At 56.2% G+C, this 25544-nt stretch carries 20 protein-coding genes; 9 read left to right on the forward strand and 11 right to left on the reverse strand.

The window, feature by feature from the left end; translation table 11 throughout:
* Positions 1–28: 28 nt before the first annotated feature.
* The 5 genes from eno to AB9F27_RS14915 all read right to left on the reverse strand — a co-directional run bounded on the left by eno (position 29) and on the right by AB9F27_RS14915 (position 5249).
* Positions 29–1303, reverse strand: coding sequence for a phosphopyruvate hydratase (gene eno / locus AB9F27_RS14895; protein WP_335584237.1), 1275 nt, complete (start codon positions 1301–1303; stop codon positions 29–31).
* Between the two features lie 114 nt (positions 1304–1417).
* Positions 1418–1831 carry a Fur family transcriptional regulator gene (locus AB9F27_RS14900; protein WP_039002082.1) on the reverse strand — a complete coding sequence of 138 codons (414 nt, stop codon included), beginning with the start codon at positions 1829–1831 and terminating at the stop codon, positions 1418–1420.
* A 65-nt stretch (positions 1832–1896) separates the two neighbouring features.
* Positions 1897–2433, reverse strand: coding sequence for a DUF1697 domain-containing protein (locus AB9F27_RS14905; RefSeq protein ID WP_335584236.1), 537 nt, complete (start codon positions 2431–2433; stop codon positions 1897–1899).
* Positions 2433–3680: a sodium:proton antiporter gene (locus AB9F27_RS14910; protein ID WP_039002084.1), complete on the reverse strand. Its 1248-nt coding sequence runs from the start codon at positions 3678–3680 to the stop codon at positions 2433–2435. The genes AB9F27_RS14905 and AB9F27_RS14910 overlap by 1 nt, the downstream gene beginning before the upstream one ends.
* Positions 3681–3866: 186 nt before the next feature.
* Positions 3867–5249, reverse strand: a complete 1383-nt coding sequence (locus AB9F27_RS14915; protein ID WP_369757904.1) for a M20/M25/M40 family metallo-hydrolase — start codon at positions 5247–5249, stop codon at positions 3867–3869.
* Positions 5250–5527: 278 nt separating this feature from the next.
* Here AB9F27_RS14915 and hemA point away from each other — a divergent pair, with 278 nt between their 5' ends.
* From hemA to ispG, 3 genes are all read left to right on the forward strand, one after another.
* On the forward strand, positions 5528–6751 hold the full coding sequence (gene hemA, locus AB9F27_RS14920) for a 5-aminolevulinate synthase (RefSeq protein ID WP_369757905.1): 1224 nt from the start codon (positions 5528–5530) through the stop codon (positions 6749–6751).
* Positions 6752–6886: 135 nt separating this feature from the next.
* Complete coding sequence (locus AB9F27_RS14925; RefSeq protein WP_335584233.1) at positions 6887–8068, forward strand: RodZ domain-containing protein; 1182 nt, start codon at positions 6887–6889, stop codon at positions 8066–8068.
* A 127-nt stretch (positions 8069–8195) separates the two neighbouring features.
* Positions 8196–9326, forward strand: a complete 1131-nt coding sequence (gene ispG / locus AB9F27_RS14930; RefSeq protein WP_369757906.1) for a flavodoxin-dependent (E)-4-hydroxy-3-methylbut-2-enyl-diphosphate synthase — start codon at positions 8196–8198, stop codon at positions 9324–9326.
* On the opposite strand, the gene AB9F27_RS14935 is transcribed toward ispG, so the two are convergent.
* Complete coding sequence (locus AB9F27_RS14935) at positions 9323–10681, reverse strand: M48 family metalloprotease (RefSeq protein WP_335584231.1); 1359 nt, start codon at positions 10679–10681, stop codon at positions 9323–9325. The genes ispG and AB9F27_RS14935 overlap by 4 nt on opposite strands.
* 55 nt (positions 10682–10736) lie before the next feature.
* Here AB9F27_RS14935 and AB9F27_RS14940 point away from each other — a divergent pair, with 55 nt between their 5' ends.
* On the forward strand, positions 10737–11888 hold the full coding sequence (locus tag AB9F27_RS14940) for an aminotransferase class I/II-fold pyridoxal phosphate-dependent enzyme (RefSeq protein ID WP_335584230.1): 1152 nt from the start codon (positions 10737–10739) through the stop codon (positions 11886–11888).
* A complete protein-coding gene (locus AB9F27_RS14945; RefSeq protein ID WP_369757907.1) occupies positions 11885–13099 on the forward strand; it encodes an N-acetylmuramoyl-L-alanine amidase in 1215 nt (404 codons plus the stop codon). Before AB9F27_RS14940 ends, AB9F27_RS14945 begins: the two co-directional genes overlap by 4 nt.
* 2 nt (positions 13100–13101) lie before the next feature.
* Here AB9F27_RS14945 and AB9F27_RS14950 read toward each other — a convergent pair whose 3' ends face one another.
* Positions 13102–13704, reverse strand: a complete 603-nt coding sequence (locus tag AB9F27_RS14950; protein ID WP_335584228.1) for a class I SAM-dependent methyltransferase — start codon at positions 13702–13704, stop codon at positions 13102–13104.
* A gap of 140 nt (positions 13705–13844) precedes the next feature.
* On the opposite strand from AB9F27_RS14950, the gene AB9F27_RS14955 reads away from it, so the two are divergent.
* Together AB9F27_RS14955 and prfB are read left to right on the forward strand one after the other, a co-directional pair.
* Positions 13845–16394, forward strand: a complete 2550-nt coding sequence (locus tag AB9F27_RS14955; RefSeq protein WP_335584227.1) for a PBP1A family penicillin-binding protein — start codon at positions 13845–13847, stop codon at positions 16392–16394.
* A 93-nt stretch (positions 16395–16487) separates the two neighbouring features.
* Positions 16488–17612 (forward strand): peptide chain release factor 2, encoded by a 1125-nt coding sequence (prfB, locus tag AB9F27_RS14960; RefSeq protein ID WP_039002092.1) that lies wholly within the window; start codon positions 16488–16490, stop codon positions 17610–17612.
* A 70-nt stretch (positions 17613–17682) separates the two neighbouring features.
* On the opposite strand, the gene AB9F27_RS14965 is transcribed toward prfB, so the two are convergent.
* The 4 genes from AB9F27_RS14965 to AB9F27_RS14980 all read right to left on the reverse strand — a co-directional run bounded on the left by AB9F27_RS14965 (position 17683) and on the right by AB9F27_RS14980 (position 20981).
* Positions 17683–18195 carry a polymer-forming cytoskeletal protein gene (locus tag AB9F27_RS14965; RefSeq protein ID WP_039002093.1) on the reverse strand — a complete coding sequence of 171 codons (513 nt, stop codon included), beginning with the start codon at positions 18193–18195 and terminating at the stop codon, positions 17683–17685.
* A complete protein-coding gene (locus AB9F27_RS14970) occupies positions 18185–19504 on the reverse strand; it encodes a M23 family metallopeptidase (protein WP_335584226.1) in 1320 nt (439 codons plus the stop codon). The genes AB9F27_RS14965 and AB9F27_RS14970 overlap by 11 nt, the downstream gene beginning before the upstream one ends.
* Before the next feature lie 173 nt (positions 19505–19677).
* Positions 19678–20496, reverse strand: a complete 819-nt coding sequence (locus tag AB9F27_RS14975) for a ferritin-like domain-containing protein (protein WP_335584225.1) — start codon at positions 20494–20496, stop codon at positions 19678–19680.
* Positions 20493–20981 carry a peroxiredoxin gene (locus AB9F27_RS14980; RefSeq protein WP_369756035.1) on the reverse strand — a complete coding sequence of 163 codons (489 nt, stop codon included), beginning with the start codon at positions 20979–20981 and terminating at the stop codon, positions 20493–20495. The genes AB9F27_RS14975 and AB9F27_RS14980 overlap by 4 nt, the downstream gene beginning before the upstream one ends.
* A gap of 179 nt (positions 20982–21160) precedes the next feature.
* On the opposite strand from AB9F27_RS14980, the gene AB9F27_RS14985 reads away from it, so the two are divergent.
* On the forward strand, positions 21161–24376 hold the full coding sequence (locus tag AB9F27_RS14985; RefSeq protein ID WP_369757908.1) for a hypothetical protein: 3216 nt from the start codon (positions 21161–21163) through the stop codon (positions 24374–24376).
* Between the two features lie 73 nt (positions 24377–24449).
* Positions 24450–25496, forward strand: coding sequence for a tRNA preQ1(34) S-adenosylmethionine ribosyltransferase-isomerase QueA (gene queA, locus AB9F27_RS14990; RefSeq protein ID WP_369757909.1), 1047 nt, complete (start codon positions 24450–24452; stop codon positions 25494–25496).
* Positions 25497–25544 lie beyond the last annotated feature (48 nt).

The raw sequence follows: 25544 nt of genomic DNA on the forward strand, positions 1-25544 counted from the left end.
GGCGAGGGCTTTTCGTTAATTTAGACGCTTATTTTAGGATCGAGCGGCCCGCGTAGACGGCGGTTTCGCCGAGGGCTTCTTCGATGCGGATCAACTGGTTGTATTTGGCCAGACGGTCGGAGCGCGAGAGGGAGCCGGTTTTGATTTGGCCACAGTTTGTTGCGACCGCGAGGTCGGCGATTGTGGCGTCTTCGGTTTCGCCAGAACGGTGTGACATGACGTTGGTCATGCGGGCGCGGTGGGCCATATCGACGGCTTTCAATGTTTCGGAAAGCGTGCCGATTTGGTTGACTTTCACCAGCATCGCGTTGGCGGAGCCACGTTCAATGCCCATTGCGAGGCGCTCGGGGTTGGTCACGAAAAGATCGTCGCCCACGAGTTGGATTTTGTCACCGATGGTGTCGTTGAGAAGCTTCCAGCCGTCCCAGTCATCCTCATCACAACCATCCTCAATCGAGATGATCGGGTAGTCGGCGGCGAGTTTGGCGAGGTAGGCGACGTTTTCTGCGCTTGTGAGGGAAATGCCTTCGCCTTTCATCTCGTATTTGCCGTCTTTGTAGTATTCAGACGCGGCGCAATCGAGGGCGAGGTAGATGTCTTCGCCGGGTTTGTAGCCTGCTTTTTCAATCGCTTTGAGGATGAAATCAAGCGCGTCGCGGGTAGAAGAGAGGGCCGGTGCGAAGCCGCCTTCGTCGCCGATTGCTGTGCTGTAGCCCGCGTCGGAGAGTTCTTTTTTCAACGTGTGGAAGATTTCAGCGCCCATGCGGATGGCTTCGCGGATGTTGGTCGCGGAGACCGGCATGATCATGAATTCTTGGATGTCGATTGGGTTGTCGGCATGCTCGCCGCCATTGATGATGTTCATCATTGGAACGGGCAAAACGCGCGCGGAGGTGCCGCCGATATAGCGGTAGAGGGGTTGGCCGGAAGCTTCGGCGGCGGCTTTTGCCACTGCGAGGGAAACGCCGAGGATGGCGTTGGCGCCAAGGCGGGCTTTGTTTGGGGTGCCGTCGAGTTCGATCATTGTCGCGTCGATGGCTTCTTGTTCGGTGGCGTCCCAGCCCACAAGGGCTTCGGCGATTTCGCCGTTTACCGCGGCAACTGCGTTCAAAACGCCTTTGCCCATGTAGCGGGATTTGTCACCGTCGCGCATTTCAACAGCTTCATAAGCGCCGGTGGAAGCGCCAGAAGGGACAGCGGCGCGGCCCATTGTGCCGTCTTCAAGCGTGACGTCGACTTCAACGGTGGGGTTGCCCCGGCTGTCGAGAATTTCGCGGGCAAAGATATCGATGATCGTGGTCATGTAGGGATGTCCTTTTGAAACAAATCACGGGAGGGCCAAGGGCCTTTTACGCAAGGGGGGGGCTCACGTCAAATAGATGCTCTATAGCGGGGGAGCGGTGACGGTTTTATGACGCTAGTTTTTCTTGAGCGGGACGCCGTAGAGCTCGAGGCGGTGGCCGCGCAATTCATAGCCGAGTTTCTGGGCGATTTTCTCTTGCAGGGCTTCGATGTCGGGATCGACGAATTCGATCACACGGCCTGAGTTCATGTCGATCAGGTGGTCGTGGTGGTCGCGGTCGGCTGCCTCGTAACGGGCGCGGCCATCGCCGAATTCGTGCTTCTCAAGGATGCCGCTTTCTTCAAACAGTTTGACGGTGCGATAGACCGTTGCGATGGAGATTCTCGGGTCGAGTTTCACCGCGCGGGCATAGAGTTCTTCAACGTCGGGATGGTCGGTCGCATCCTCTAGAACGCCAGCGATTACGCGGCGTTGATCGGTTAGGCGCAGGCCGTGTGCTTCGCAGCGGAGTAGAATTGTGTCTGTCATTATCCTGCGGTCCTCGTATTCATTATGGCGTTTTCATAAGGGACTCTGCGCGCGTTTTCCAGAGCCTATGCCCGAGAAAGCGACAAAACTGCCTCGATTGTTCGCAGGTTCCGCGCTGTGGTGGGGACGCCGAGCAGGCGCTCGCTGGCGGCCATGAGTTTGGAGCGGCCAATGCCAGAGGGGGCGAGGAGGTAGGCGGCGTGGTCTGTGATCTCGAAGGCCTCGTCGGGCGCGCGCAGGGTTTCTATTTTGGTGAGGTCTGGGGGTTTGGCGGGGCTGGCTAGGAGCAGGAAATGCAGGGTTTTTGGGTCGGTTTCGAGAGTGAGGAAAGGGCAATCAGCGAGAATCTTTGCGAGGATCTGTGCGGGAAGGACAAGGGTTTCGGGGGCGAAATCGGCTTGAGTTTGGATCAGGGATTTGAGGGCTGTGGCGACGTCATCTGCGCTTTCGGAGGTGTGGTCGAACACCAGATTTCCGCTTTGGATATAGCTTGTCGCATTGGTAAACCCTTGGGCCTGCATGGACGCGCAGAGCGGTTTCATCGCGAGTTTTCCGTGGCCCCCCACATTCACCCCGCGCAGGAAGGCAACCCAGCGCGCCATCACATAAGCTCCGGCTCAGTGGCAAAGCGTTTGGCGAGGCGCGCGACGCTAAGGCCTTGAGCGATAATAGAAAACACCACGACCATATAGGTGCAGGTGAGGATCAGGCTTTTGTATTCGCTGTCAGGGAGCGAGAGGGCGAGTGCCACCGAGATGCCGCCTTTGAGGCCGCCCCATGTCATGATTGGGACCGCCCCCGAGGAGAAACTGCGGAAGGGGCGCATCATTGTGATCGGCACCGCGACGGCGATGAAACGGCCCAAGAGTGACAGTAGGATTGCGCCGAGGCCCGAGATGAAGGCGGATTGGGAAAACACCACCGCGAAGACTTCAAAACCGATCATCAGGAACAGCACAGCGTTGAGGATTTCGTCGATCATTGACCAGAAAGCTTTGACGTATTGGCGGGTTTCCTCGGACATGCCGTGTTTCATGCCGACGTCGCCTATAAACAGCCCTGCGACAACGGCCATAATGGGGGCCGATACATGCAGGAATTCTGAGAGTTGGTAGCCGCCAAAGGCGAGGCCCAAGGTGATCAGGACTTCGAGGGCGTAGTCGTCGATGCGGCGCATCAGGCGGAAGGTGAGCCAGCCAAGGACGCCGCCAAGCAGGGCCCCGCCGCCCGCTTCTTGGAAAAATAGGATCGCGGCTTCTTTGCCGCCCGTGGCATGGGCGTCGACGGAGGGAAACGCGAGGCTGACCAGAACAAGGAAAACCACATAGCCCACCCCGTCGTTAAACAGGCTTTCGCCCGCGATCTTGGTTTCGAGTGATTTAGGCAGGTTCGCGCCGCGCAACACCCCAAGAACCGCAACAGGGTCGGTGGGCGAAATCAGCGCGCCAAACACCAGCGCCACGATCAGGGGCATGCCCGTCAGCCAGCTAAAGCCGAAGCCAATAACCACGGTGGATAGGGCCACGCCCAAGGTCGCCATAAAGAAGACCACCCGCCATTGCTCGCGCAGATCGGCGATTTTAACGTGCAACGCGCCCGCAAACAGAAGCAGGCCCAACATGCCGTCAAGCAGCGCGTCGGAGAAGGCGATTTCCGAAACCAACGCGCGGACGCGATCTTCGGAGTGATAGACGGGCACAAAGTAGTCAAACGCCATGACGCCCAGCGAGGAAAACAACGCCACGATGAGGATGCCGATGGAGCTTGGCAGTTTGAGGAAAAGGTAGTTGATGCTGCCGAAAACGCCCGCGAGGACAATCAAAAGGGAGGTGAGTTGTAAAATATCCAAGGAGTTTTGCCCGTCAAATCAAATGCTAGGATTGAACCTACCACAGGGTTTTCTTGGGGCATAGAACCCATTGCCGCGGGTGAAATTGGCGTGGACTGTGCGGAGTGCAGCCGGTTTTCGCAAGAAAACCGGCTTGGCCCAACGGCTGTGGGTCCGCAGGCCCGTAAAGCGGGCGGGAGCCGCTGGTTAGGTTTTGCTCAATTCGTTGAGGATACGCGCCCAGCTGCGGATGCCTTTGTGGAAGCTTTCCATGTCGTATTTCTCGTTAGGCGAATGCAACTGGTCGTCGTCTTTGCTGAAGCCTGTGAGCAGGGCATCCATGCCTAGGTAGGTTTTAAAGTGGCCCGCAATCGGGATGGAGCCGCCACAGCCCACAAAGGCCGCCGCGCGGGGCCATTCCTCCGAGAGCGCGCGTTGGGCCGCTTGAAACGCGGGGTTGTCCGTTGACATTTCGCCAGCGGGTGAGGCGCTGTGGTCCTTAAAGGTGACGGTGCAATCGCTGGGCAACATGCTTTGCACATAGGCGCGGAAGTTTTTGCGAATTTCCAACGGATCTTGTTTGCTGACCAACCGAAAGCTGATTTTTGCCATCGCGACGGAGGGCAGCACGGTTTTGAAACCATCGCCCGTATAACCGCTTTGCAGGCCGTTCACTTCACAGGTGGGGCGCGACCAGATCATCTCAAGCGCGGTGCGATCTTGTTCGCCTGCGGGTTTTGCGAGTCCGACTTCGCCGAGGAAACCTTCGGGGCTAAAGCCAAGCGCATCCCATTGGGCGGCAATATCGGCGGGCAAATCGGCGACGCCGTCGTAGAAATTCGGAACGGTGACGCGGCCTGTATCGTCGTGCAGACCTGCGATGATTTTGGCCAAAACGCGTGCGGGGTTTGCCGCGATGCCGCCAAACATTCCCGAGTGCAGGTCTTTGCTTGGGCCATGGATGTGGATTTCTTCGCCCAGAAGTCCGCGCAGGCGGGTGACAATCGCGGGGGTTTCTTCGCCAAATAGGCCCGTGTCACAGATCAGCGCGATGTCGGCTTTTAGCTCCTCGGCATTTTCTTGCATGAAGGGGATCAGCGAGGGCGAGCCGCTTTCTTCTTCGCCCTCAAAGAAAAAGGTGATCTTGACGGGAAGCGCACCGTGGACGGCTTTCCATGCGCGACAGGCCTCGATGAAGGTCATCAACTGGCCTTTGTCATCGGAGGAACCGCGGGCGCGGATCACTTTGCCTTTGGCTGTATCTTCGACGCGGGGCTCAAATGGTGGGTTGTCCCAAAGGTTAAGCGGATCAACGGGTTGCACATCATAGTGGCCGTAAAACAGCACGTGCGGTGCGTCTTTGGGGCCGTCGATATGGCCGACAACCATCGGGTGGCCCGTGGTGGCGCGTTTGGAGGCCGTGACATCCAGCGATTGTAAATCTGCGACCAGCCAATCTGCGGCGGTCTCGCAATCTCCCTTGAACGCCGGATCGGTCGAGATCGACTGAATGCGCAAAAGCTCAAAGAGGCGCTCCACGGATTGGGGGAGTTCGGAATCAATGCGAGCGAGAACGGGGGCGAGGGTCATTGTCTGTCCTTTTGGGTGGGGTTTTTCGCGACCCTATCAGCCCTATCTGGCGTGACAAGGGCAGGGCGCGCGGAGAGGCTAAATCGACAGCGCATTGAGATAGATCAAAGCGGGGCACGAAAAACCTGCTTATCGAGACCAAATGAGGGTGAAAAAGTTGTCAATGGATGATTGAATCCAAGCGCGGCATTTTGTAACCTAGATTTATTGCGGCTCGTTCCATAGAGCATATGCGAAACCTAAGAGCCAAGGCTCAGTAGGCAAACCTGGAGAGCGCTTTGACCTATAGTGACCACATCGACGCAGCCTTAGAACGTTTGCACGAGGAGGGGCGTTATCGCACCTTTATCGATATCGAACGCAAAAATGGTGAGTTCCCGCATGCGGTTTGGACGCGCCCCGATGGCGAAGAGCAAAATATCACGGTGTGGTGTGGCAATGACTATCTCGGCATGGGGCAACACCCCGTCGTTTTGGAAGCGATGCACGAAGCGATTGATGCGGCGGGCGCAGGCTCTGGCGGTACGCGCAATATTTCGGGGACCACGGTTTACCATAAGCGCCTAGAAGCGGAATTGGCGGATTTGCACCAGAAGGAAGCGGCGCTGCTGTTCACCTCGGCCTATATCGCAAATGACGCGACTCTCTCAACTTTGCCTAAAATTTTACCCGGATTGATCATTTATTCCGACGCTTTGAACCACGCGAGCATGATCGAAGGCGTCCGTCGCAATGGCGGCGCGAAGCGCGTGTTCCGTCATAATGACGTGGCGCATTTGCGCGAGCTTTTGGCCGCCGATGATCCTGCGACGCCGAAACTGATCGCATTTGAATCTATCTACTCGATGGACGGCGATTTTGGCCCGATTGAGGCGATCCTTGACCTCGCGGATGAGTTCAACGCACTGACCTATATTGACGAAGTGCACGCGGTTGGCATGTATGGTCCACGCGGCGGCGGTGTTGCCGAACGTGACGGGTTGATGCACCGTTTGGATATCATCAATGGCACTCTTGCCAAGGCTTACGGTGTGATGGGCGGCTATATCGCGGCATCCGAAAAAATGTGTGACGCCATAAGGTCTTATGCGCCTGGCTTCATCTTTACCACCTCCCTTGCCCCTGGAATTGCGGCGGGGGCTGCGGCCTCTGTGCGGCACTTGAAAACCGACCAATCCTTGCGTGCAAGACACCAGACTCAGGCGGCGATTTTGAAGCTGCGCCTGAAGGGTTTGGGCCTGCCGATCATTGATCATGGCACGCACATTGTGCCTGTCCATGTTGGCAATCCGGTGAAATGTAAAATGATCTCGGATCGCCTGCTGGAAGAGCACGGAATCTATGTACAGCCGATCAATTTCCCCACAGTTCCCCGTGGGACCGAGCGGTTGCGATTCACCCCATCGCCCGTACACGGACCGCGTGAAATGGATGCACTTGTGAACGGTTTGGACGACCTTTGGAGCCATTGTGCGCTGAATCGCGCCGATCTCACTGGGTAGTTCACAGAAACGTGCAGAATCGATTGTGCTGTGCTATAATTTTCGTCAAGAGGTCATCTAGACACGGGCTTTCAGGCGAATCAGACTCGGCTAGGAAATGACCATTGGGGCAATTTGAACGTTAGGGCAGGGCAGATGATTAGGCGCATTCTTTCGCCGAAATCGGTCAAAGAGGAAGGGACATCCGGCTTTGACTCATATGAGTTGCGACTCGGCGATCTTATGCGCGGAGAGCGGGCGACTCTGGGCAAATCCCTTCTTGATGTTCAACGCGAACTTAAGGTCAAAGCGACCTATATCGCCGCAATTGAAAATGCCGATCCCCTTGCTTTTGAAACTCCCGGATTTATTGCCGGATACGTGCGCTCCTATGCGCGCTATCTTGGGATGGACCCCGATTGGGCCTACACGACCTTCTGTGTAGAGGCGAATTTCGAAACCGTGCATGGCATGTCCGCCGAGGCTTCCAGTGCGGCGGCGCTCAAGGCCGAACGTCGGGCGCGTAAATTTGAGGGCAAAGACCCCTTTGCCAACCCCAACGCCTCTTTTGTGCCGCGTGGCGAGGCCATGCTGTCCAAAATCGAACCCGCAGCCATTGGCTCTGTCGCAGTTTTGATTTTGTTGATCGCGGGACTTGGTTACGGCGGATATTCCGTGCTGCAGGAAGTGCAGCGCGTGCAGTTCGCACCTTTGACAGAAGCTTCGGGTGTGGGGTCCTCCCTAGATCCTTTACGCGGTGGGTCCTCCGGATTTTCCGAAGACGTGTTGCCGACGCAAGTAGCTGATAACGCATCAGATTTACCAACAGACGCCCTGACGCGCCTGTACCGTCCAGAGGCGCTCGCGGTGCCGGTTTTGATCGCGCGTGATGGGCCGATTTCGGCCCTGTCTCCCGATGCATTTAGAAGCGCTGCAACCGTCCTTGCGAGCAATGTGGAAGCTGCCTTGGCGGCGATTGAAGAGAGCGAAGTTCAGGTCATTGCAGAAGCTGCGCCAGAGTTGAAAATTTTCGCGGTGCGCCCAGCGTGGGTGCGAGTTTCTGCGGCGGATGGCACTGTTATCTTTGAGAAAATTCTCGACACAGGCGAAGAATTCATCATTCCGGCAACGGAAGTGCCGCCAATGCTACGCGCGGGGAATTCTGGGTCGGTTTACTTCGGCGTCAATGGCGAAACCTATGGTCCGGCAGGGCGTGCGGGTTCGGTCGCGTCAAAAGTGGTTTTGGCACAGGACTCGCTGAGCGAAGCCTATAAGGTTGCGGATATGGACGCCGATCAAGATTTGGCAAAATACGTCGCTTTGGCCGCTGCAGAATAATTTCGGCACCTCCCCACACAAAATTGAAGGTCCGATTTGCGTGCTTGCAGTTGTCAGTGCTTGCGCGAAGCCTTATCTAAACATCATCGGAATGCGCCAAAAACGGCCCCCAATGCGGAGAATATAGATGTCGCTCAATCCTGTGCGCCCTTGGCGGAATATTTATCGGCGCAAGTCTCGGCAGATTATGGTGGGAAATGTGCCTGTGGGCGGCGATGCGCCGATCACGGTGCAAACCATGACCAACACTCTCACGACCGACGTGAAAGCGACCTTGGCCCAGATCAACGCCGCCGCCGACGCTGGAGCCGATATTGTGCGGGTTTCGGCCCCCGATCAGGAGAGCACGGCAGCACTGCGTGAAATTTGTAAGCAAAGCCCTGTGCCTATCGTGGCCGACATCCATTTTCATTATAAACGCGCGATTGAAGCCGCCGAAGCGGGGGCTGCGTGCCTGCGGATCAACCCCGGAAATATCGGCAGCCAAGAGCGGGTGCGCGAAGTCATTAAGGCCGCGCGCGATTATGGTTGCTCCATAAGGATTGGGGTGAATGCGGGAAGCCTTGAACGCCATCTGCTTGAAAAATATGCCGAACCTTGCCCAGAGGCGATGGTCGAAAGCGGCATGGACCACATCAAAATTCTGCAGGACAATGATTTCCATGAGTTCAAAATATCGGTCAAGGCCAGCGATGTTTTCCTAGCCGCCGCCGCCTATCAGGCGCTTGCCGAAGAGACCGACGCGCCCATTCACTTAGGGATCACCGAGGCGGGCGGCTTGATGTCAGGCACCGTCAAAAGCGCGGTCGGCATGGGCAGCCTGTTGTGGAGCGGGATTGGCGACACCATCCGTGTGAGCCTGTCGGCGGACCCTGTTGAAGAGGTGAAAGTGGGCTTTGAAATACTCAAATCGCTTGGGTTGCGGCATCGCGGGGTGACGATTATTTCCTGTCCAAGCTGTGCGCGGCAGGGATTTGATGTGATCAAAACCGTCCAAACTCTGGAGGAGCGCTTGGCGCATATTTCCACCAGTTTGAGCCTGTCGATTATCGGCTGTGTGGTGAATGGTCCGGGGGAAGCCCTGATGACGGACATCGGATTTACCGGCGGCGGCGCGGGCAGTGGCATGGTCTATTTGGCCGGAAAACAAAGCCACAAACTCAGCAATGAGGCGATGATCGAAGAGATCGTGGAGCAAGTCGAGGCGAAGGCTGCGGCGTTGGATGCACAGGCTGCTTTGGACGAGGTTGAGGCTTAGTTTCGCTTTTTTCCTTTTTTATCAAGGCGTTCGGCGGTGTACAGAATGTCTTGTGCTTGGCGTGCACCGGTCGATCCATGCGGGAGCTGGTCTGCGGCGCGTTTGGCGTGAATGGCGGCGTCTTTGAATTTACCGTCCAGCGCAAAGCGCTCCGCCGTCACGAGGGACGCCATTCCGGGCTGTTTCGCCTTGGCATAGGCCACGGCAAGATCACGCAATAGACGCGGGTCTTGGCCATCCAGAGCTCGGGCTTTTATCAAGACATTCAACGCTTTAGCTTCGTTTGCTGATCCACCTGCAGCCAACAGCGCCCGCCCGTATCCCGCCATGATGATTGCATTTTTTGGCGCGCCGTTGAGGGCCATGGCATAGGCGCCGAGGGCCGCATCAAACTGGCGGGATTCCATCAGTATTTGCGCCTGTAATTCGCGATAGTAGGGGTCATTCGGACGGGCCGCGAGGACGCTGTTCATCGCGGAAAGCGCCTTGTTTGCATTAGCTTGGCGATGGTAGGTGATCGCGCGAACCATCTGAGCGATCTCACCCGTGTCGGAGGCTTTGAGTTTGCGCCGTTCGGCTTGCGGGTTTTGTAGGAAGGCCGCGAGTTTGCTTTTGGCGCGGGCAAACCAATAGTCGGCTTCGCTGCTGTCTTTGACATTTCCACCGTAGGCGGCGGCGAATCCGCGGGCGGCGCGCAGGCGTTGGCTGGTGAGGGGGTGGCTGCGCACATAGGCGTCTTGGCGGGAGGTTCCGAGGACCTCTTGTCCCTTGAAAAGATTGAGAACTTCGATCATCGCGGCGGGATCAACACCCGCACTTGCGGTGTAGCGAAATCCGGATTGGTCGGCGCTCGCTTCCTCGGCGCGGGTGTGGGTGAGGAAGGACCGTTGCGCGGAGGAGGCCACGCCTGCGGCCACTGCGGCCCCTGCATCCGGCCGCCCCGTGGAGGCGGCAATAGCGACGCCCAAAATTATCCCGATCCCGGCAACGGCGGAAATTCCATCAGCCAAAACAATGCGTTGGGTGATGTGACCATTGGCAATATGCGCAGCCTCATGGGCGATCACCCCTTGGATTTGGGCGGCGGATTTCATGCGCAACATCAGGCCCGTGTGGATGAAAATATGGTTCTGATCAATCACAAAGGCGTTCATTGATTTATCGTTGATCAACAAGATTTGAATGCGCCCGGGATTAAGTCCGGCGGCCACTAAAACGGGGGTGGCCAAGCGATGGAGGGCCTGTTCAATGTCAGGATCGCGGATCAGCGACGCGGCGCGGGCGGAAAACGGCTGTAAACAGAGAAGCAGCACGAAGAGAAGGCGAAAAAACGGGATTTGGAAAAATGCTTGCATTGACCTTTGAGGCTTTCATTGGGACAAAGACGTAAGCGAGCATAAGGATAAAATGATGCAGGTTTCAAGGCGTTCACAGGTTGATCCCTTTATTGTTATGGATGTGATGGAGGCCGCGACGCAAGCGGAGGCGAATGGGCGTCATATTATCCATATGGAGGTCGGCCAACCGGGGACGCCAGCCCCTGCGGGGGCGCGCGCGGCTTTAGCGGCTGCGATGGAAGAGAGCCCGCTTGGATATACATCGGCGCTTGGGCTTCTGGCGTTGCGCGAAGGAATCGCGGCGTTGTATCAGAAGTGGTACGGGGTGACGATTTCGCCTGCGCGGATCGTCGTGACATCGGGCTCGTCGGCGGGGTTTTTGCTGGCGTTTACCGCGCTTTTTGATGCCGGAGATCGGGTGGGGTTGGGCTTGCCGGGCTATCCATCGTATCGCCAGATTTTGCGGGCTTTGAGCCTGACGGACGTTGGCTTTGAAACCTCCGAGGCCAACCGTTTTCAACCAGTTCCTGATGATCTTGTGGGGCGGGACCTCAAGGGGTTGATCGTGGCCAGCCCGTCTAATCCGAGTGGTACCATCCTATCGCGCGCAGCATTGGCGGCGTTGATCGAAAGCTGTTCCGCCACTGAGACCGCCTTTATATCGGACGAAATTTACCACGGGATTCACCATGGAGAGCGAGCGGTTTCGGCGCTTGAGTTGAGCGATGATGTTTACGTTATCAACTCGTTTTCCAAGTATTTCTCGATGACGGGGTGGCGCATCGGCTGGATGGTTGTGCCGCAAGATCATGTGCGCACGGTGGAACGTTTGGCGCAGAATATGTTCATTTGCGCCCCGCATGCGGCGCAGATTGCAGCGCTTGGCGCGTTGGGATGTGACGCGGAACTTGACGCAAACCTTGAGGTCTATTCGGCCAATCGCGCGCTGATGTTGGAGGAACTACCGAAGGCGGGTTTCACGCGGTTTGCGCCGCCAGATGGCGCGTTTTATATCTATGCAGAGGTGAGCGAGTTTACCGAAAACAGCCTCGCGTTTTCACAGGAAATACTGGAAAAAGCGGGGGTTTCTGTGACACCCGGGTTGGATTTTGACGCGGGACGGGGCGCACAATGGATGCGGTTTTCCTATGCCCGCAGCACGGCGGATATCAAAGAGGGTTTGGCCCGTTTGCGCAAGTTTATGTCCGAGCGAGGCCATTTGTGAGAGGGATATTCGCGACCCTGTGCGCGTTGAGTTTTGCGGGTGCGATCCACGCGCAGGAGTTCAATGCTTTGGCGCGGGTGGATGTTGAAAAATCTGGGATAATTGACACGGAGGACGGGCTGAAGGTTGATCTTTTGCTCAGCCAACCCGTTCCCTATCGCGTCTTTACCCTGACCGACCCTGCGCGCCTTGTTATTGACTTTAATGAGGTGGATTGGAGTGGCGTGGAAGCGGAGGATCTGCTTTTGGACACCCAAGTGCAGGCAGTGCATATGGGGCCGTTTTCAGCGGGATGGTCACGGATGGTTGTTGACCTTAAGTCGCCTCAAGTGATTGATTTAGCTGGGCTTAAAATAGGTGAAACCCGAGATGCCCTGTTCACGGCGTTGTTGAAAAACGCGACACCGGAGGCCTTTGCCGCCGCGTCGGGCGCACCTGCGGGGGCCGCATTTTCTGTGCCGAAGGCTGTTGACTTGGCCACCCCGATCCGGCGTCAAACCGGCGAGGGCGATGTGATGATCGTGTTGGATCCGGGGCATGGCGGCATTGATCCGGGGGCGGAGCGCGGCGACGTGCGCGAGGCCGATTTGATGCTGACGTTTGCGCTTGAGTTGAAGGAAGTCTTGCTGCGCGAAGGCGGATTTCAAGTTCAGTTGACCCGCGAAGACGATACGTTTGTCCCTTTGGAAACGCGGGTGACAATGGCGCGGGCGGCGCGGGCGGATGTGTTCCTGTCGCTGCATGCGGATGCGCTTTCGGAAGGGCGCGCGACGGGGGCCACCGTTTATACTTTGAGTGATACGGCGAGTGACGAAGCCTCGCAAAAACTTGCGGAGCGCCACGACCGAGCGGACCTATTGGCGGGGGTGGATTTATCGCAGCAGGACGATGTTATTGCCAATATTTTGATGGAGTTAGCCCGCACAGAGACTTCGCCGCGTGCGGATCGTTTGGCGGATGATTTGGTAATTGGGCTGCGCGAGCACCTTGGGACGATGTATAAAAAACCACGTCTTGAGGCAGGATTTTCGGTCCTTAAGGCGCCGGATATTCCGTCGGTTTTGGTGGAACTTGGCTTTATTTCCAACCCCAAGGATTTGGACCGCCTGCAAGACCCCGAATGGCGCAAAAAGGCGCAATTGGGGATTTTACAAGCGTTGCAAAACTGGACGGTAACCGATGCCGCAGAGGCGCGATTGTTGCGCCAATAGGATTAGCTGCGACGTCTGCGGGCCAACCAAACGGAATGGCCTGCGCAATCTGGGTCTTCGGGGATGAAGTCGATCACGTCAAAACCAGCCTCGTCAAAAAGGGTGCGATAGGCCGCAGGCGCGAGGCTTGCGTGGTAAACGGACGCGCCGCCGTCGATTTCGCCAATCGCTTCGCCTTCCGCATGGCCTGTTGTGAGGATAACTGGCGCACCGGGGCTGGCGTGGGCGGCGAAAACGGGGAACATATTGCGTTGGTCATCGGGGCTGAGGTGGAAAAAACTGTTCCACGCCAAAATGCCGTCAAACTTTTTGCCAAGGTCCAAGCCGCGCATGTCGGCATGGATAACCGTTTGTTCCGGCAAGTTTTTAGCGAAAAGCTTCACCATCGTTGCAGCACCATCGACACCCGTGATGTCGCGATTACGCTCGCTTAGATAGGTGGCGATGGGTTGGCCTGAGCCACAGCCCAAGTCCAGCAACTCGCGGCCCGTCGTGTATCGTAAAAAACGATCCAGCCATGGGCGCTCAAAGAGGCTACGACCGCGATTTGCGGCAAAACCGGCCCCGTGGGCCTCATACGTCGGGAGGATATCATCTGGATGCATCCGCAATCTTTGGCGGGGTCAGCGACAATTTGCAATGGGCGAAATTCATTGTGTTAAAAGATGGCGGCAAGTTGCCGAACCCTTTTGACCCTCCTCTGCGCGCCCTATATAGAGTTGAGTGAACTAAGAGGTGGCACAGAATGATCCGGGCAGTTTTTTCCCTTTTTGGCGGGCTTTTTGCATTCGTCTTGAATGCTCTATTTATGGGCGCGTTTTTGATCGGCGGGTTGTTTCTGTTGTTCTCTCAGGACTTGCCTGACCATGAAACGTTGAGCGTTTACCGCCCCGCAACGATCAGCCGCGTCTATGCGGGTTCGGGGCGCATTATGGACGAATTCGCCAAAGAACGCCGGATTTATGCGCCAATCGAAGAGATTCCCGATGTGGTGAAAGCGGCGTTTGTGTCGGCTGAGGATAAGAATTTTTACACCCACCGTGGCTATGACGTGCGCGGGATTGCCGCCGTGATTGTCGAGGCCATTGAATCTAAGGGCGCGAACGTGCGCGGGGCGTCAACGATTCCCCAGCAAGTTGCCAAAATCAGCTTTTTGGATGGGGGCCGTCGGGCCGAACGTAAAATCCAGGAGATCATTTTAGCCAATCGCATGGTCAAATCACTGGATCGTGATCATATTCTAGAAATCTATCTGAACGAAATTTTCTTGGGTCAAAACAGCTATGGCGTTGCGGCGGCGGCACAGACCTATTTCAACAAAAACTTGTCCGAACTTGACCCCGAAGAGGCGGCCTATTTGGCGGTTCTGCCAAAGGCACCTTCGGATTATCACCCCGTTCGCCAGCTTGATCGGGCAATGATCCGGCGCGACTATGTTTTGAAAGAAATGCATGAAAACGAGTATTTAGATGACGCCGAGTATGAAATTGCCGTGTCCCAACCTTTGCGCACGGTGCAAAGCGGCGATTTTGAAAGCTTCAAATCTACCTTGCCAGAGCGGGACTATTTCTCGGATGAAATTCGCCGCCAATTGAGCCGTGATTTTGGCGAAGACGAGTTTTTCTCGGGCGGTTTGACCGTTCGGGCGACCGTGGATCAGGAATTGCAAGATGAGGCGGCCTTGGCGTTGCAAAACGGGCTTGAGGCCTTTGACCGCTCGCGCGGAATTTGGCGCGGGACGGGGAAAACGCTTCCCACGGAGGCCTTGGTTGACGACGCGACTTGGCGCACGGCGCTTGCCGACTTAAAGACGGCCCGCGATATCGAAGGCTGGCATGTCGCGGTTGTTTTGGAACTTGGAGACACATCGGCGCGGATCGGGATCGAAGGCGTTGAAGACGATGCCGACGGGCACTGGATTCCTGCCGAGGATGTGAAATGGGCGCGGCCCCTGCTTGAGGGCAGTGCGCGCGCCAGAAATGCGAGCAAAGCGTCCGATTTGTTGGATGTGGGCGATGTGGTCTATGTGCGCGCGATGACCAAAGACAGCGACGGGAGCTTCATCCGCTGGACCCTGCGCCAAATCCCGCAAGTGCAGGGCGGTTTTATGGCGATGGACGTGAACACAGGGCGCGTAATTGCAATGCAGGGAGGGTTTTCCTATCAGGATTCGGTGTTCAATCGCGCCACCCAAGCCGATCGCCAACCGGGGTCTTCGTTCAAACCATTTGTCTATGCGGCGGCGCTTGATAGTGGCTATTCGCCCGCAACGATTGTGATCGACGCGCCGATTGTAGTGAATACGGGTGCGGGTATTTGGGCCCCGAAAAACTCGAGCAATAAATTCTATGGGCCCGCTCCGTTGCGTACGGGGATTGAGCAATCGCGGAACCTGATGACCGTGCGTTTAGCACAGGAAATCGGCATGGAAACCGTCGCCGCCTATGCGGAACGGTTCGGGGTTTATGACCACATGAACGCGTTTTTGGCGAACTCTTTGGGGGCTGAGGAAACGACGCTTTTCAAGATGGTCGCGGCCTATGCGATGTTTGCCAATGGCGGCGAACGGGTGGAGCCGACGCTGGTTGACCGCGTGCAAGATCGCTGGGGCAACACGGTTTATCGCCACGATCAGCGGACCTGTAGTGATTGTCGGATTGCCAGTTTAGAGCCAGGATTGGCGCCAGTGATTAGCTCGGGGCGCGAGCGCGTCATGGACCCGATCACTGCCTATCAGTTGACCTCGATGATGCAGGGCGTGGTGCAGCGCGGAACGGCGGCGGGGCGGGTGAATTTGGACGTGCCAGTGGCGGGTAAAACCGGCACAACCAACGACAGCAAGGACGCGTGGTTTATTGGTTTCACCAGCAATATTGTGGCGGGATGTTATATTGGGTATGACCGTCCGCGCAGCTTGGCGCCGAACGGATATGGCGGCACATTATGTGGCCCTGTGTTCACCCAGTTCATGAAAAAGGCCACCGAAAAATATGGCGGCGGGAAGTTTAAAGTCCCACCGGGCGGCCACTTTATCAAAATCGACCGCTACTCTGGTGCGCGTTTGGACAACGCTGCTTCTGGCGCGAATGTGGTTGCCGAATATTTTCGCGACGGCGAAGAGCCGTTGTTTGGTGTGGCGTTTGACGGTGGTTTTGCCATGGGCAGCGACTTGCCGATGTTCGACGACGTTGGGCAAAGCGAGCAAACCACCACCACCCGCACCTCGACGGGTGATACGGTTACTTTCGGGAAAAAAGCTACCTTTGGAACCATTTCAAGCGGCGGCGAGTATTAACGCGCGCGCGTGGTAGGCGGGGCAAGCGCCCTTGTTTCACCGCGCGCCGTTTGATACCACCACCCACAAAACCTCTCATCCAAAGGATGCACCATGCGGGCCGAAGTCCAAAACTCTGTTGCTGCGATCGAAAAATCCCTTGACCTGTTGAAGCAACGGTTGGGGTGGGAAACATCTGCGCATCGGTTGGAAGAATTCAACGCGCGCACCGAGGACCCCGAACTCTGGAATGACCCCGCTGCGGCACAAAAACTAATGCGGGATAGGCAGATGTTGATCGACGCTTTGGCGACGTTTGACGGCATACAACAGGAGTTGTCGGACGGCATCGAGTTGATCGAAATGGGCGAGGCGGAAGAGGACTTGGAGGTCGTGAAGGAGGCCGAAGACGGCTTGTTCGCGCTTGAGAAAGTGGCCGCCCAGAAGGAGCTTGAAGCGCTTTTGGATGGCGAGGCCGATGGCAACGATACCTTCCTTGAGATCAACTCTGGCGCAGGCGGCACCGAGAGCTGTGATTGGGCCAATATGTTGGCGCGGATGTATGTGCGTTGGGCCGAGAAGAAGGGCTACAAGGTTGAGCTGCAAAGTGAGACGGCAGGCGAGGAAGCGGGCATTAAATCCGCGGCCTATAAAATTACGGGCGTGAATGCCTATGGCTGGTTGAAATCCGAAAGCGGCGTGCACCGTTTGGTGCGGATTTCGCCGTTTGATAGTGCTGCCAAACGACACACGTCGTTTACCTCGATCAAGGTTTATCCCGTGGTGGATGACAATATCGAGATTGAGGTGAACCCCGCCGATATTCGCATTGATACCTATCGCTCGTCGGGCGCAGGTGGGCAGCACGTGAATACGACGGACTCCGCCGTTCGAATCACCCACGCGCCCACGGGGATCGTGGTGACGAGCTCGGAGAAATCCCAGCACCAGAACCGTGAAATTGCTATGAAGGCGTTGAAATCGCGGCTGTATCAAATGGAATTGGACAAGCGCAGCGCACTTGTCAATGAAGCCCATGAAAGTGCGGGCGACGCGGGCTGGGGCAATCAAATTCGCAGCTATGTATTGCAGCCGTATCAGATGGTCAAAGACCTGCGCACGAATTATGAGACCAGCGACACCAAGGGTGTTTTGGACGGCGATTTGGACGGGTTTATGGCCGCAACCTTGGCGTTGAATGTGGCGGGGAAATCGCGTTCAGAGGCACAGGGCGACTAGGCTTTTCGGCCATTAGATATGCAAAAGGCCGCCCAATCAGGCGGCCTTTTTTGTTTGGAAGTTTTGTGGCTTAAGCAGGTTTAGCGGCTGGAATAGCGGGGGTTGTTGGAGCCGCAATCGCTTTTTGCGCTGAGCCTGTTGACAAAGGATCGTCCTGACGTTGAACGGAGCCTTCAAAATGCGCGCCGCTTTCGATCGCGATTGTTTTGTGAATGATGTCGCCTTCGACGCGGGCGGTGGAGGTAAGGCGGACTTTCAAGCCACGCACACGGCCAACAACGCGGCCATTAACCACAACGTCATCCGCAACAACTTCGCCGCGCACGGTGGCGCCTTCGCCAACGGTCAGCAAATGAGCACGAATGTCGCCATCAATGACGCCTTCGATTTGGATATCGCCTGTGGTGCGCAGATTGCCTGTGATTGTGAGGTCAGACGACAGAACAGACGCAGGCGGCTTTGGTTTTGGGGCAGATGGCTTGAATTCGCCTGTTGGCTTCTGAGTGGAAGCATCCAGATTTAAAGTTTCGGGTTCACCAGCTTTTTTTGGGGCCGGATCATTGATTCTGCTTTTAGAAAACATCACTTGCTGCCTTGATAAATTTCATCGGGTTAACAGGTTTACCGCCAACGTGTACTTCGTAATGAAGATGCGTTCCGGTCGACCGTCCTGTACTCCCCATAGCACCTAATTGGTCGCCGCGCGAGACCCTTTGGCCCTTGGAAACGTTGATTTTGGACATATGGGCGTAGTAGGTGACGATGCCAAACTCGTGTTGGACCTTGACCAATTTGCCAAAGCCCGAGAGCCAGCCTGCGGAAATCACCACGCCGTCGCCTGTGGTGTAGATTGGTGTGCCATAGGAGGCGGCGAAATCGGTGCCGTTATGCATGCGACCCCAGCGTGGGCCAAAACCGGAGGTGAAGCGGAACGCCGATTTGAGGGGCAGGGCGAAGGGGGCTTTTGTGGCGGCGATCCGGTAGATATTGATGTCGTCCATGGAGCGCAAAATCGTATTGGCGCGCAGGCTGTCCGCGTCGGGACGTTCGCCTTTGGTCGAGAAAGTGAGGGGCGTTAGTGGCCCGCCTTGCCCAGTATAGCCGGAGCGAATTTGATCAATCATGCGATCAGGAGACAGGCCCGCGTCGCGAAACATTTTGTCCATTGGCGCAAGCGACACAGAAACGGCATCTTCAAGCTGGCTGAAAATTTTGTCATTACGCTGTTGGGTCAGGAGAGCTTCGAATTCCAAATCCTCGATGGTTGCCTGCGCCGTGGATGCGGACACCACGATCTCGTCGCGCTCATCTGCGGCATCATCAAGGGCGGCGGTTAAGAAATCGACGGTGCCTGTGATGTCTTCAAGCGCGCCTTCGGAGGGGGTAAACGCCTCTCCTTCGGCCAGCTTAAGGTTTAAGTCTTCGGTCTCACGACGCGCGTTATCGCGTTCATGGATCGCGGTGCGCAGGGTCGTTTGAATGACATCAACACCGGTTTCAAGCTCAAGACGGCGGTCCTCAAGAGCAAGGAGTTCCGACTGCATTGTGGAGATCTGATCGAGCGCCGCACTGAAACGGTTTTGCGCATCAAGGGCGTCTTGGGTGCGATTGTCGCGTTCTTGGGAAAGGGCGTTGAGGCGGGCCTCGTAGAGGTATTGTTCACGATCAGCTTGGTCGCGGACCGACCCAGAGCCGATACTATTCATAAAGAGAACTGAGGACGCGATGATCGTCCAGGCGATCACACTCGCCGACCCAAGAAGGGCCACAGCTTGGGTCGTTGGCGAGAGCCGGACAAACCGTGTTTCAGTGTCAGATTTTAGGAAAAGCCGCCGTTCGGGAAGCCTTTTTTCAAATGCTGAATTAATCTTGGATGATAGACGTGCTCGCAAAACGAAATCCTGTAACTGCCCCAAATGCGTGACGTGTCATTTTCCCCAAATCGGCGTCACCTGAGTGGGTTAACTGTTCGCACCCTCTGGATCAAGATTTTTTGCTATATCTGGTTTAGTAGACTGAAAAAACGGCGAAATTTCGCCTATTTTGTGGGCACTCAAGTCTCGATTCAAGCGTCTTTAATCTCTGTTAACGGCCAATAGAAATCCGGCGGAATACCCGCTTCGGCCCGTTTTTCTTCGTTAAATGGGGGACGTAGGGTTGAATGGAAGTATTTGCGCACGAGGGTATGGAAGACTGGTTTCGGGTCAAGATTGTGGCGCCCGCACAGGAAGTGAAACCATTTGCTGCCGTAGGCCACATGGCCGACTTCTTCGCCATAGATCACCTCCAGCGCCTCAATGGTTTGCGTGTCTTTGGCCTGTTTGAATATTTTGATCATGCCGGGCGTGACATCAAGGCCACGCGCCTCCAACACCATGGGCACAACGGCCAAACGGCCCATCAAATCCTCCGCCGTGTCCTCGGCGGCTTGCCACATGCCAGCGTGGGCAGGCAGGGCGCCATAATGGCTTCCATGCGCTTCAAGACAGTCGGCCATCAGGTTGAAATGTTTGGATTCTTCGTCTGCGGCCTTGACCCAATCATCGTAGTATCCATCGGGCATTTCAACGTGGCCAAAGCGGGCCAGAAGGTCCCAATGGAGATCGACCGCGTTGAGTTCGATATGGGCAACCGCATGTAGAATCGCGATCCGCCCCTCGGGGGTTCCGGGCTTGCGCCGTGGCACATCACGGGGATTAAGAAGGGCGGGTTCGCTTGGGCGCGCAGGGTGCATGGGGGGATTTGCGGTGCCGGTTTCAGGCGCATTTCCCGCAAGGCGCGCCGCAGCCCATTCGGCAGCATAGCGGCGGGACAGCGCGGTTTTTGCGCGCCCATCGGCGGTGCTTAGGACGTCGGTGGCCATTTCAGCGAGCGTTTTGCTCATCCGTTAACCTCGGTTAACACGGCGTCCAAAACCTCTTGCGCGTGGTCCGGCACCTTAACTTTGCGCCATTCGCGTAGAATTTTTCCAGTGCCTGAAATTAAGAAGGTGCTGCGCTCAATGCCCCAGAACACCTTACCATACATGGATTTTTCGCGCCAAACGCCATAATCTTGGCACATCTGCGTGTCTTCATCACAGATCAAAGGAACAGAGAGCGATTGTTTGGAGATAAAGTTTTCATGCTTTTTAAGGCTGTCTGCGGAAACGCCGAATACCTGTACACCCGCGGCCTCAAATTGAGGGAGAAGCGACGTGAAATCAATGGCTTCTATGGTGCATCCTGCGGTACTATCGCGGGGATAGAAGAATAGAACAACAGGGCTTGGGCGCAGTTCTGATAGGGTGACTTCGCCTTGCTGGGTTGCGGAAACGAAGGGTTTCGTGAAGTCAGGGGCGTTGGTCATTGCGAGGGGGCTATTTTGCATTTCTTGTCTCCAAAGGGAATCGTCCCCGTTGTAACCTGTTTTGCGGCAAGGTAAAATTCGTGAAACGAGCGGGCGTTAACCTTGGTTAATTGCCGCCACATGAGGGTAGTGCGATCAAAGAACCGAAACAACGACGTCCCCTTAAAAAACACCACAAAATCGGGTTGGCCACGCTCCTGATGATCTTTGCTGCCGTCGCTATGACGTTTGGGCTGACATTTTGGGCGTTGAAGCGCGGGATCAACGCTCCCGTTTGGATGATAGAACAGCTTGAAACCCGTCTGAATGCGAATGTTATTCAAGGGGTTGTGGCGGTGGGCGGCGTCCGTGTGGAACTGTTGGACGGGTTGGCGCCCGATATTGTTTTTACCGATGTGGTCTACCTCACAGAGGACGGCCGTCCGATGGCGCAAGTTGATCGCGTGCACGCGGTTTTTGCCGAGTCGCCGATGTTTTCGCCCGAGTTGCTCCCGCGCCGCGTCGCGCTTTCTGGGGCGAAGGTTGTGTTGCGGCGGGACCGCAATGGCGCGTTCAACCTTCAGTTTGGGGGCGAGAATGCCTTTGCCGCATCGGGCGATTTTAAGGACGTCATTCGCGAGCTTAAGTCCTTGTTTGAATTTCCCTTTTTGTCAGAAGTGGAAGATGTTTCGGTCAAGGATTTCGACTTTGAATTGATCGATGATTTTAGCGGCAGAACGTGGAATGTAAGCGAAGCCGCGCTGGTTATGAACCTTGCAGGCGGGCAAATTGACATCATTTCCAGCCTAGCGATTGCGCGCGAAAATAGCGCGCCTGCAACGATGGCGTTCTCTCTTTCTGCGCCCAAATCTGGTTTGGCTGCCCAAGCGATGATCAATGTTCAAAACGTGCGGGCGCGCGATGTGGCGTTGCAATCGCCTGCGCTGTCGTGGCTCGGCGTTTTGGAAGCGCCGATTTCTGGAGCGTTGCGGACGGAACTTTTGGATGATGGTTCGCTTGGTGATTTGAACGGCACTTTGGAAATTGGCGCGGGCGCATTACAGCCAACTCCGACCGCGCATCCCATCCCCTTTAGCGAGGCAAAAGCATACTTTTCCTATGACCCAAAGCGGACCAAAATCAGTTTTGATCTCTTGCAAGCGAAGAGTGATGCGGGGGAAGTTTTGGCCGAGGGGTTTTCCTATTTGCAGGATTGGGACGGCGCGCGACCAGGCGCGATGGTTACGCAATTGCAGTTTTCAAAAGTGGTCGCCAATCCGGGGAACTTAATGCCGGAACCTGCGGTTTTTGACGGCGGGGCGCTTGATTTTCGCCTGAAACTTGATCCGTTCGTCGCAACCATTGGGCAGCTTTCCCTGACCACTGACGCGCGAAAATTCTTATTTGATGGCGAGATTTCAGCTCCCGAAGGTGACTGGGACGTGCGGGTAAACACGCGTCTGAATACGATCGATCACGACAGCCTTTTGGCGCTTTGGCCCGTTAAGGTCGCGCCGCGCACACGGAAATGGCTCATGGAAAACGTCACGGGGGGACTGATTTACAACGTGGTCGCGGCCATTCGTAAAACGCCGGGAGAGCAGCTTCGCGCATCGCTTGGCTATGAGTTTTCCGACGCCACTGTGCGCTATTTGAAAACCTTTCCGCCCGTAAAAGGCGGGAATGGTTATGTGTCGCTGACCGGCAAGACGATGACGATTGCCGTCAACGAGGGGCATGTTTTGGTGCCCAATGCGGGAAGTCTTGATGTGGCGGGCACGGTCATTTCGATGCCTGACGTGACCCTGCGCCCCGCACCGATGGAAATTGAAATGCTGGCCCGCGGGGAGATTTCGACGGCGCTGTCGCTGTTGGATCTGGAGCCGTTTCGCTTTGTGAGTAAATCCGGCCAGAACGTTGAAATCGCGCAAGGAACGGCGGATATCTTGGCGAAGTTCAGCTTTGATATCGTCAAAAAAGTGCAGCTCAAAGACGTGACCTATGATGTTACGGGCAAGCTGCTGGACGTGACGTCGACCAGCATTGTACCGTCGAAAATACTGACGTCAGAGCAGTTGGATTTGCATGTGACGCCAGAGTCGCTTCGCATTTCGGGGCCGGGACGGATTGGGACGGAAATCGATAAAGTTGCCTTTAATGTTGTGTGGGAGCAGCTTTTTGGCCCTGAGCATAAAGGGAACTCCAAGGTTACCGGAGACATCGAAATTTCGCAGGAATTTGTGCGCGCGTTTGGCCTTGGCTTGCCGAGGAACATGCTCTCGGGGGCGGGGATTGCGCAGATTGAAATCGACATGCAAAAAGACACGCCGCCGCGCTTTTCTATGACCTCTGATTTAAATCGCTTGGGGATCAGTTTGCCCGAAATTGGCTGGAGTAATCCCAAGAATTCAACGGGGACGCTCGCGGTTTCTGGCGTGCTGGGCAGCCCCGCACAGGTTGAGTCCCTTGAGCTTACGGCCAGTGGTTTGACGGCGAGGGGCAAGATCGAAATGTCGCCAAATGGCGGATTGAAAAGCGCGCGGTTTGATAAGGTGCGCCTTGGAAAAGGGTTGGATGTCGGGGTTAACGTTGTTGGGCGCGGGGCAGGGCGAAAGCCCGAAATTAGCGTTGTAAACGGGACCGTTGATCTGCGTAGCTTCAAGCTTCCCTCGGGAAGTGGCGGCGGGAGTGGTGGGGCGGCGACGCCGCTGACGCTGCGGCTTGATCGTCTGGTTTTGTCGAACACCCTTTCGTTGACCGATTTTAAGGGCGATTTCTCGACCGGATCGGGCATCACAGGGAAATATACGGGTTTGGTGAATGGTCAGGCGGCGGTTTCGGGGACGCTTGCACCGTCTGGAAGCGGAACGGCCATTCGAATGCGCTCCTCGGATGCGGGGGCGGTACTGCGCGCGGCGGGTCTTTATAAAAATGGGCATTCGGGGGCGATGGATTTGGTTTTGGCCCCGCGCGGGCCTGCGGGGCATTATTCGGGTCGCCTTGTTGCGAATGATTTGCGCATCCGGAATGCACCGGGGATGGCGTCGTTGCTTGGGGCGATTAGTGTTGTTGGGTTGCTGGACCAGTTGGAGGATTCAGGTCTGCTGTTCAACGAGGTTGTCGCGGAGTTTGTTCTGACACCAGAACGGCTTACCCTTATGAAAAGCAGCGCGGTTGGCGCCTCCATGGGTATTTCATTGTCGGGGGCGTATGAATTTGGCTCACAACGCATTGCAATGAAGGGCGTGTTAAGTCCGCTTTATGTGCTCAATGGGATTGGGTCTATTTTCACTCAGAAAGGCGAGGGCCTCTTTGGCTTCAATTTCTCAATGACGGGGACGGCCACCGCACCCAAAATAAGCGTCAATCCCTTCTCGATCCTCACACCGGGGATGTTTCGCGATATTTTCAACGGACCGCCGCCTAAGGCTGAGTAGGTCGGCGCGTGATTCTGCTGTGCAATCCGATATCAAGGTAGTAAACTGCGCAATTCCAAAGCTGGGGACCGCCATGAAACTGTCTGATTTTGATTTTGACCTTCCCGAAGATCGCATTGCGGTGCGCCCTGCGGTGCCGCGCGAGGCCGCACGGCTTTTGGTGGCGCAAGGGACGGGGATTGCCGATTTGCATGTCGCGGATTTGCTCGATCAATTTCGCGCAGGCGACCGTCTGGTTTTGAATGATACCAAGGTTATTCCTGCGCGCCTGTTTGGCACCCGCGCCCGTGATGGGGTAGAGGGGCTGACGCAGGCCAAAATTGACGTGACCCTGCTTGCGCCGCGCGGCGATGGCAATTGGTTGGCATTGGTTAAGCCGTTGAGAAAGATCAAAGAAGACGAGATCGTTGTGTTTACGGACGGGCTTTCGGCACGCCTGATTGCCAAGGAAGAAGGTGCGGCGATTTTGGCGTTTAACCTTGAAGGACGCGTGTTTGATGAGGCGTTGGAGGCCGCTGGTGCGATGCCATTGCCGCCCTATATTGCCGCGAAACGCCCCGCCGACGCGCAGGATCACTTGGATTATCAAACGGTTTTTGCCCGTCATAAGGGGGCTGTTGCCGCACCGACCGCGTCGCTGCATTTAACGACAGAGATGCTGGAGGCATTAGCGAAAAAGGGCGTGGATGTAACCTATGTGACGTTGCACGTTGGCGCAGGCACGTTTTTGCCCGTCAAGGTTGACGATATTTCCGATCATAAAATGCATGCGGAGTGGGGCGAAGTGACGGCGCAAGCCGTGGCGGAAATTGCGGCCACCAAGGCGGCGGGGCATCGGGTTATTCCGGTTGGTACCACGGCTTTGCGGTTGATCGAAACGGCGGCGCGCGCGGGGGAACTCTCGCCTTGGGTTGGCCCAACGGATATTTTCATCACGCCCGGATTTGAGTTTCGCGTGGCGGATGGGTTGATGACGAATTTCCACCTGCCGAAATCGACTTTGATGATGCTGGTGTCGGCGTTTTTAACCCCAAAAGCCATTCGCGACATCTATGAGCATGCAATCGCCGAGGGGTATCGCTTTTTCTCCTATGGCGACAGTTCGCTCTTGTGGCGCTGACGTTTCTCAACGAAGACGGATGCTTCATAGTTCGACCGTTCTAGACTC

Source organism: Falsihalocynthiibacter sp. CO-5D18 (assembly GCF_041205445.1).
GTDB classification, from domain to species: Bacteria; Pseudomonadota; Alphaproteobacteria; order Rhodobacterales; family Rhodobacteraceae; genus Falsihalocynthiibacter; species Falsihalocynthiibacter arcticus.

Coding starts and splice junctions, on each gene's coding strand:
- eno (WP_335584237.1), bottom strand. CDS start 1,303: ATGACCACGATCATCGATATCTTTGCCCGCGAAATTCTCGACAGCCGG.
- AB9F27_RS14900 (WP_039002082.1), bottom strand. CDS start 1,831: ATGACAGACACAATTCTACTCCGCTGCGAAGCACACGGCCTGCGCCTA.
- AB9F27_RS14905 (WP_335584236.1), bottom strand. CDS start 2,433: ATGGCGCGCTGGGTTGCCTTCCTGCGCGGGGTGAATGTGGGGGGCCAC.
- AB9F27_RS14915 (WP_369757904.1), bottom strand. CDS start 5,249: ATGACCCTCGCCCCCGTTCTCGCTCGCATTGATTCCGAACTCCCCCAA.
- AB9F27_RS14925 (WP_335584233.1), top strand. CDS start 6,887: ATGATTAGGCGCATTCTTTCGCCGAAATCGGTCAAAGAGGAAGGGACA.
- ispG (WP_369757906.1), top strand. CDS start 8,196: ATGTCGCTCAATCCTGTGCGCCCTTGGCGGAATATTTATCGGCGCAAG.
- AB9F27_RS14935 (WP_335584231.1), bottom strand. CDS start 10,681: ATGCAAGCATTTTTCCAAATCCCGTTTTTTCGCCTTCTCTTCGTGCTG.
- AB9F27_RS14940 (WP_335584230.1), top strand. CDS start 10,737: ATGCAGGTTTCAAGGCGTTCACAGGTTGATCCCTTTATTGTTATGGAT.
- AB9F27_RS14950 (WP_335584228.1), bottom strand. CDS start 13,704: ATGCATCCAGATGATATCCTCCCGACGTATGAGGCCCACGGGGCCGGT.
- AB9F27_RS14955 (WP_335584227.1), top strand. CDS start 13,845: ATGATCCGGGCAGTTTTTTCCCTTTTTGGCGGGCTTTTTGCATTCGTC.
- prfB (WP_039002092.1), top strand. CDS start 16,488: ATGCGGGCCGAAGTCCAAAACTCTGTTGCTGCGATCGAAAAATCCCTT.
- AB9F27_RS14965 (WP_039002093.1), bottom strand. CDS start 18,195: ATGTTTTCTAAAAGCAGAATCAATGATCCGGCCCCAAAAAAAGCTGGT.
- AB9F27_RS14975 (WP_335584225.1), bottom strand. CDS start 20,496: ATGAGCAAAACGCTCGCTGAAATGGCCACCGACGTCCTAAGCACCGCC.
- AB9F27_RS14980 (WP_369756035.1), bottom strand. CDS start 20,981: ATGCAAAATAGCCCCCTCGCAATGACCAACGCCCCTGACTTCACGAAA.
- AB9F27_RS14985 (WP_369757908.1), top strand. CDS start 21,161: ATGATCTTTGCTGCCGTCGCTATGACGTTTGGGCTGACATTTTGGGCG.
- queA (WP_369757909.1), top strand. CDS start 24,450: ATGAAACTGTCTGATTTTGATTTTGACCTTCCCGAAGATCGCATTGCG.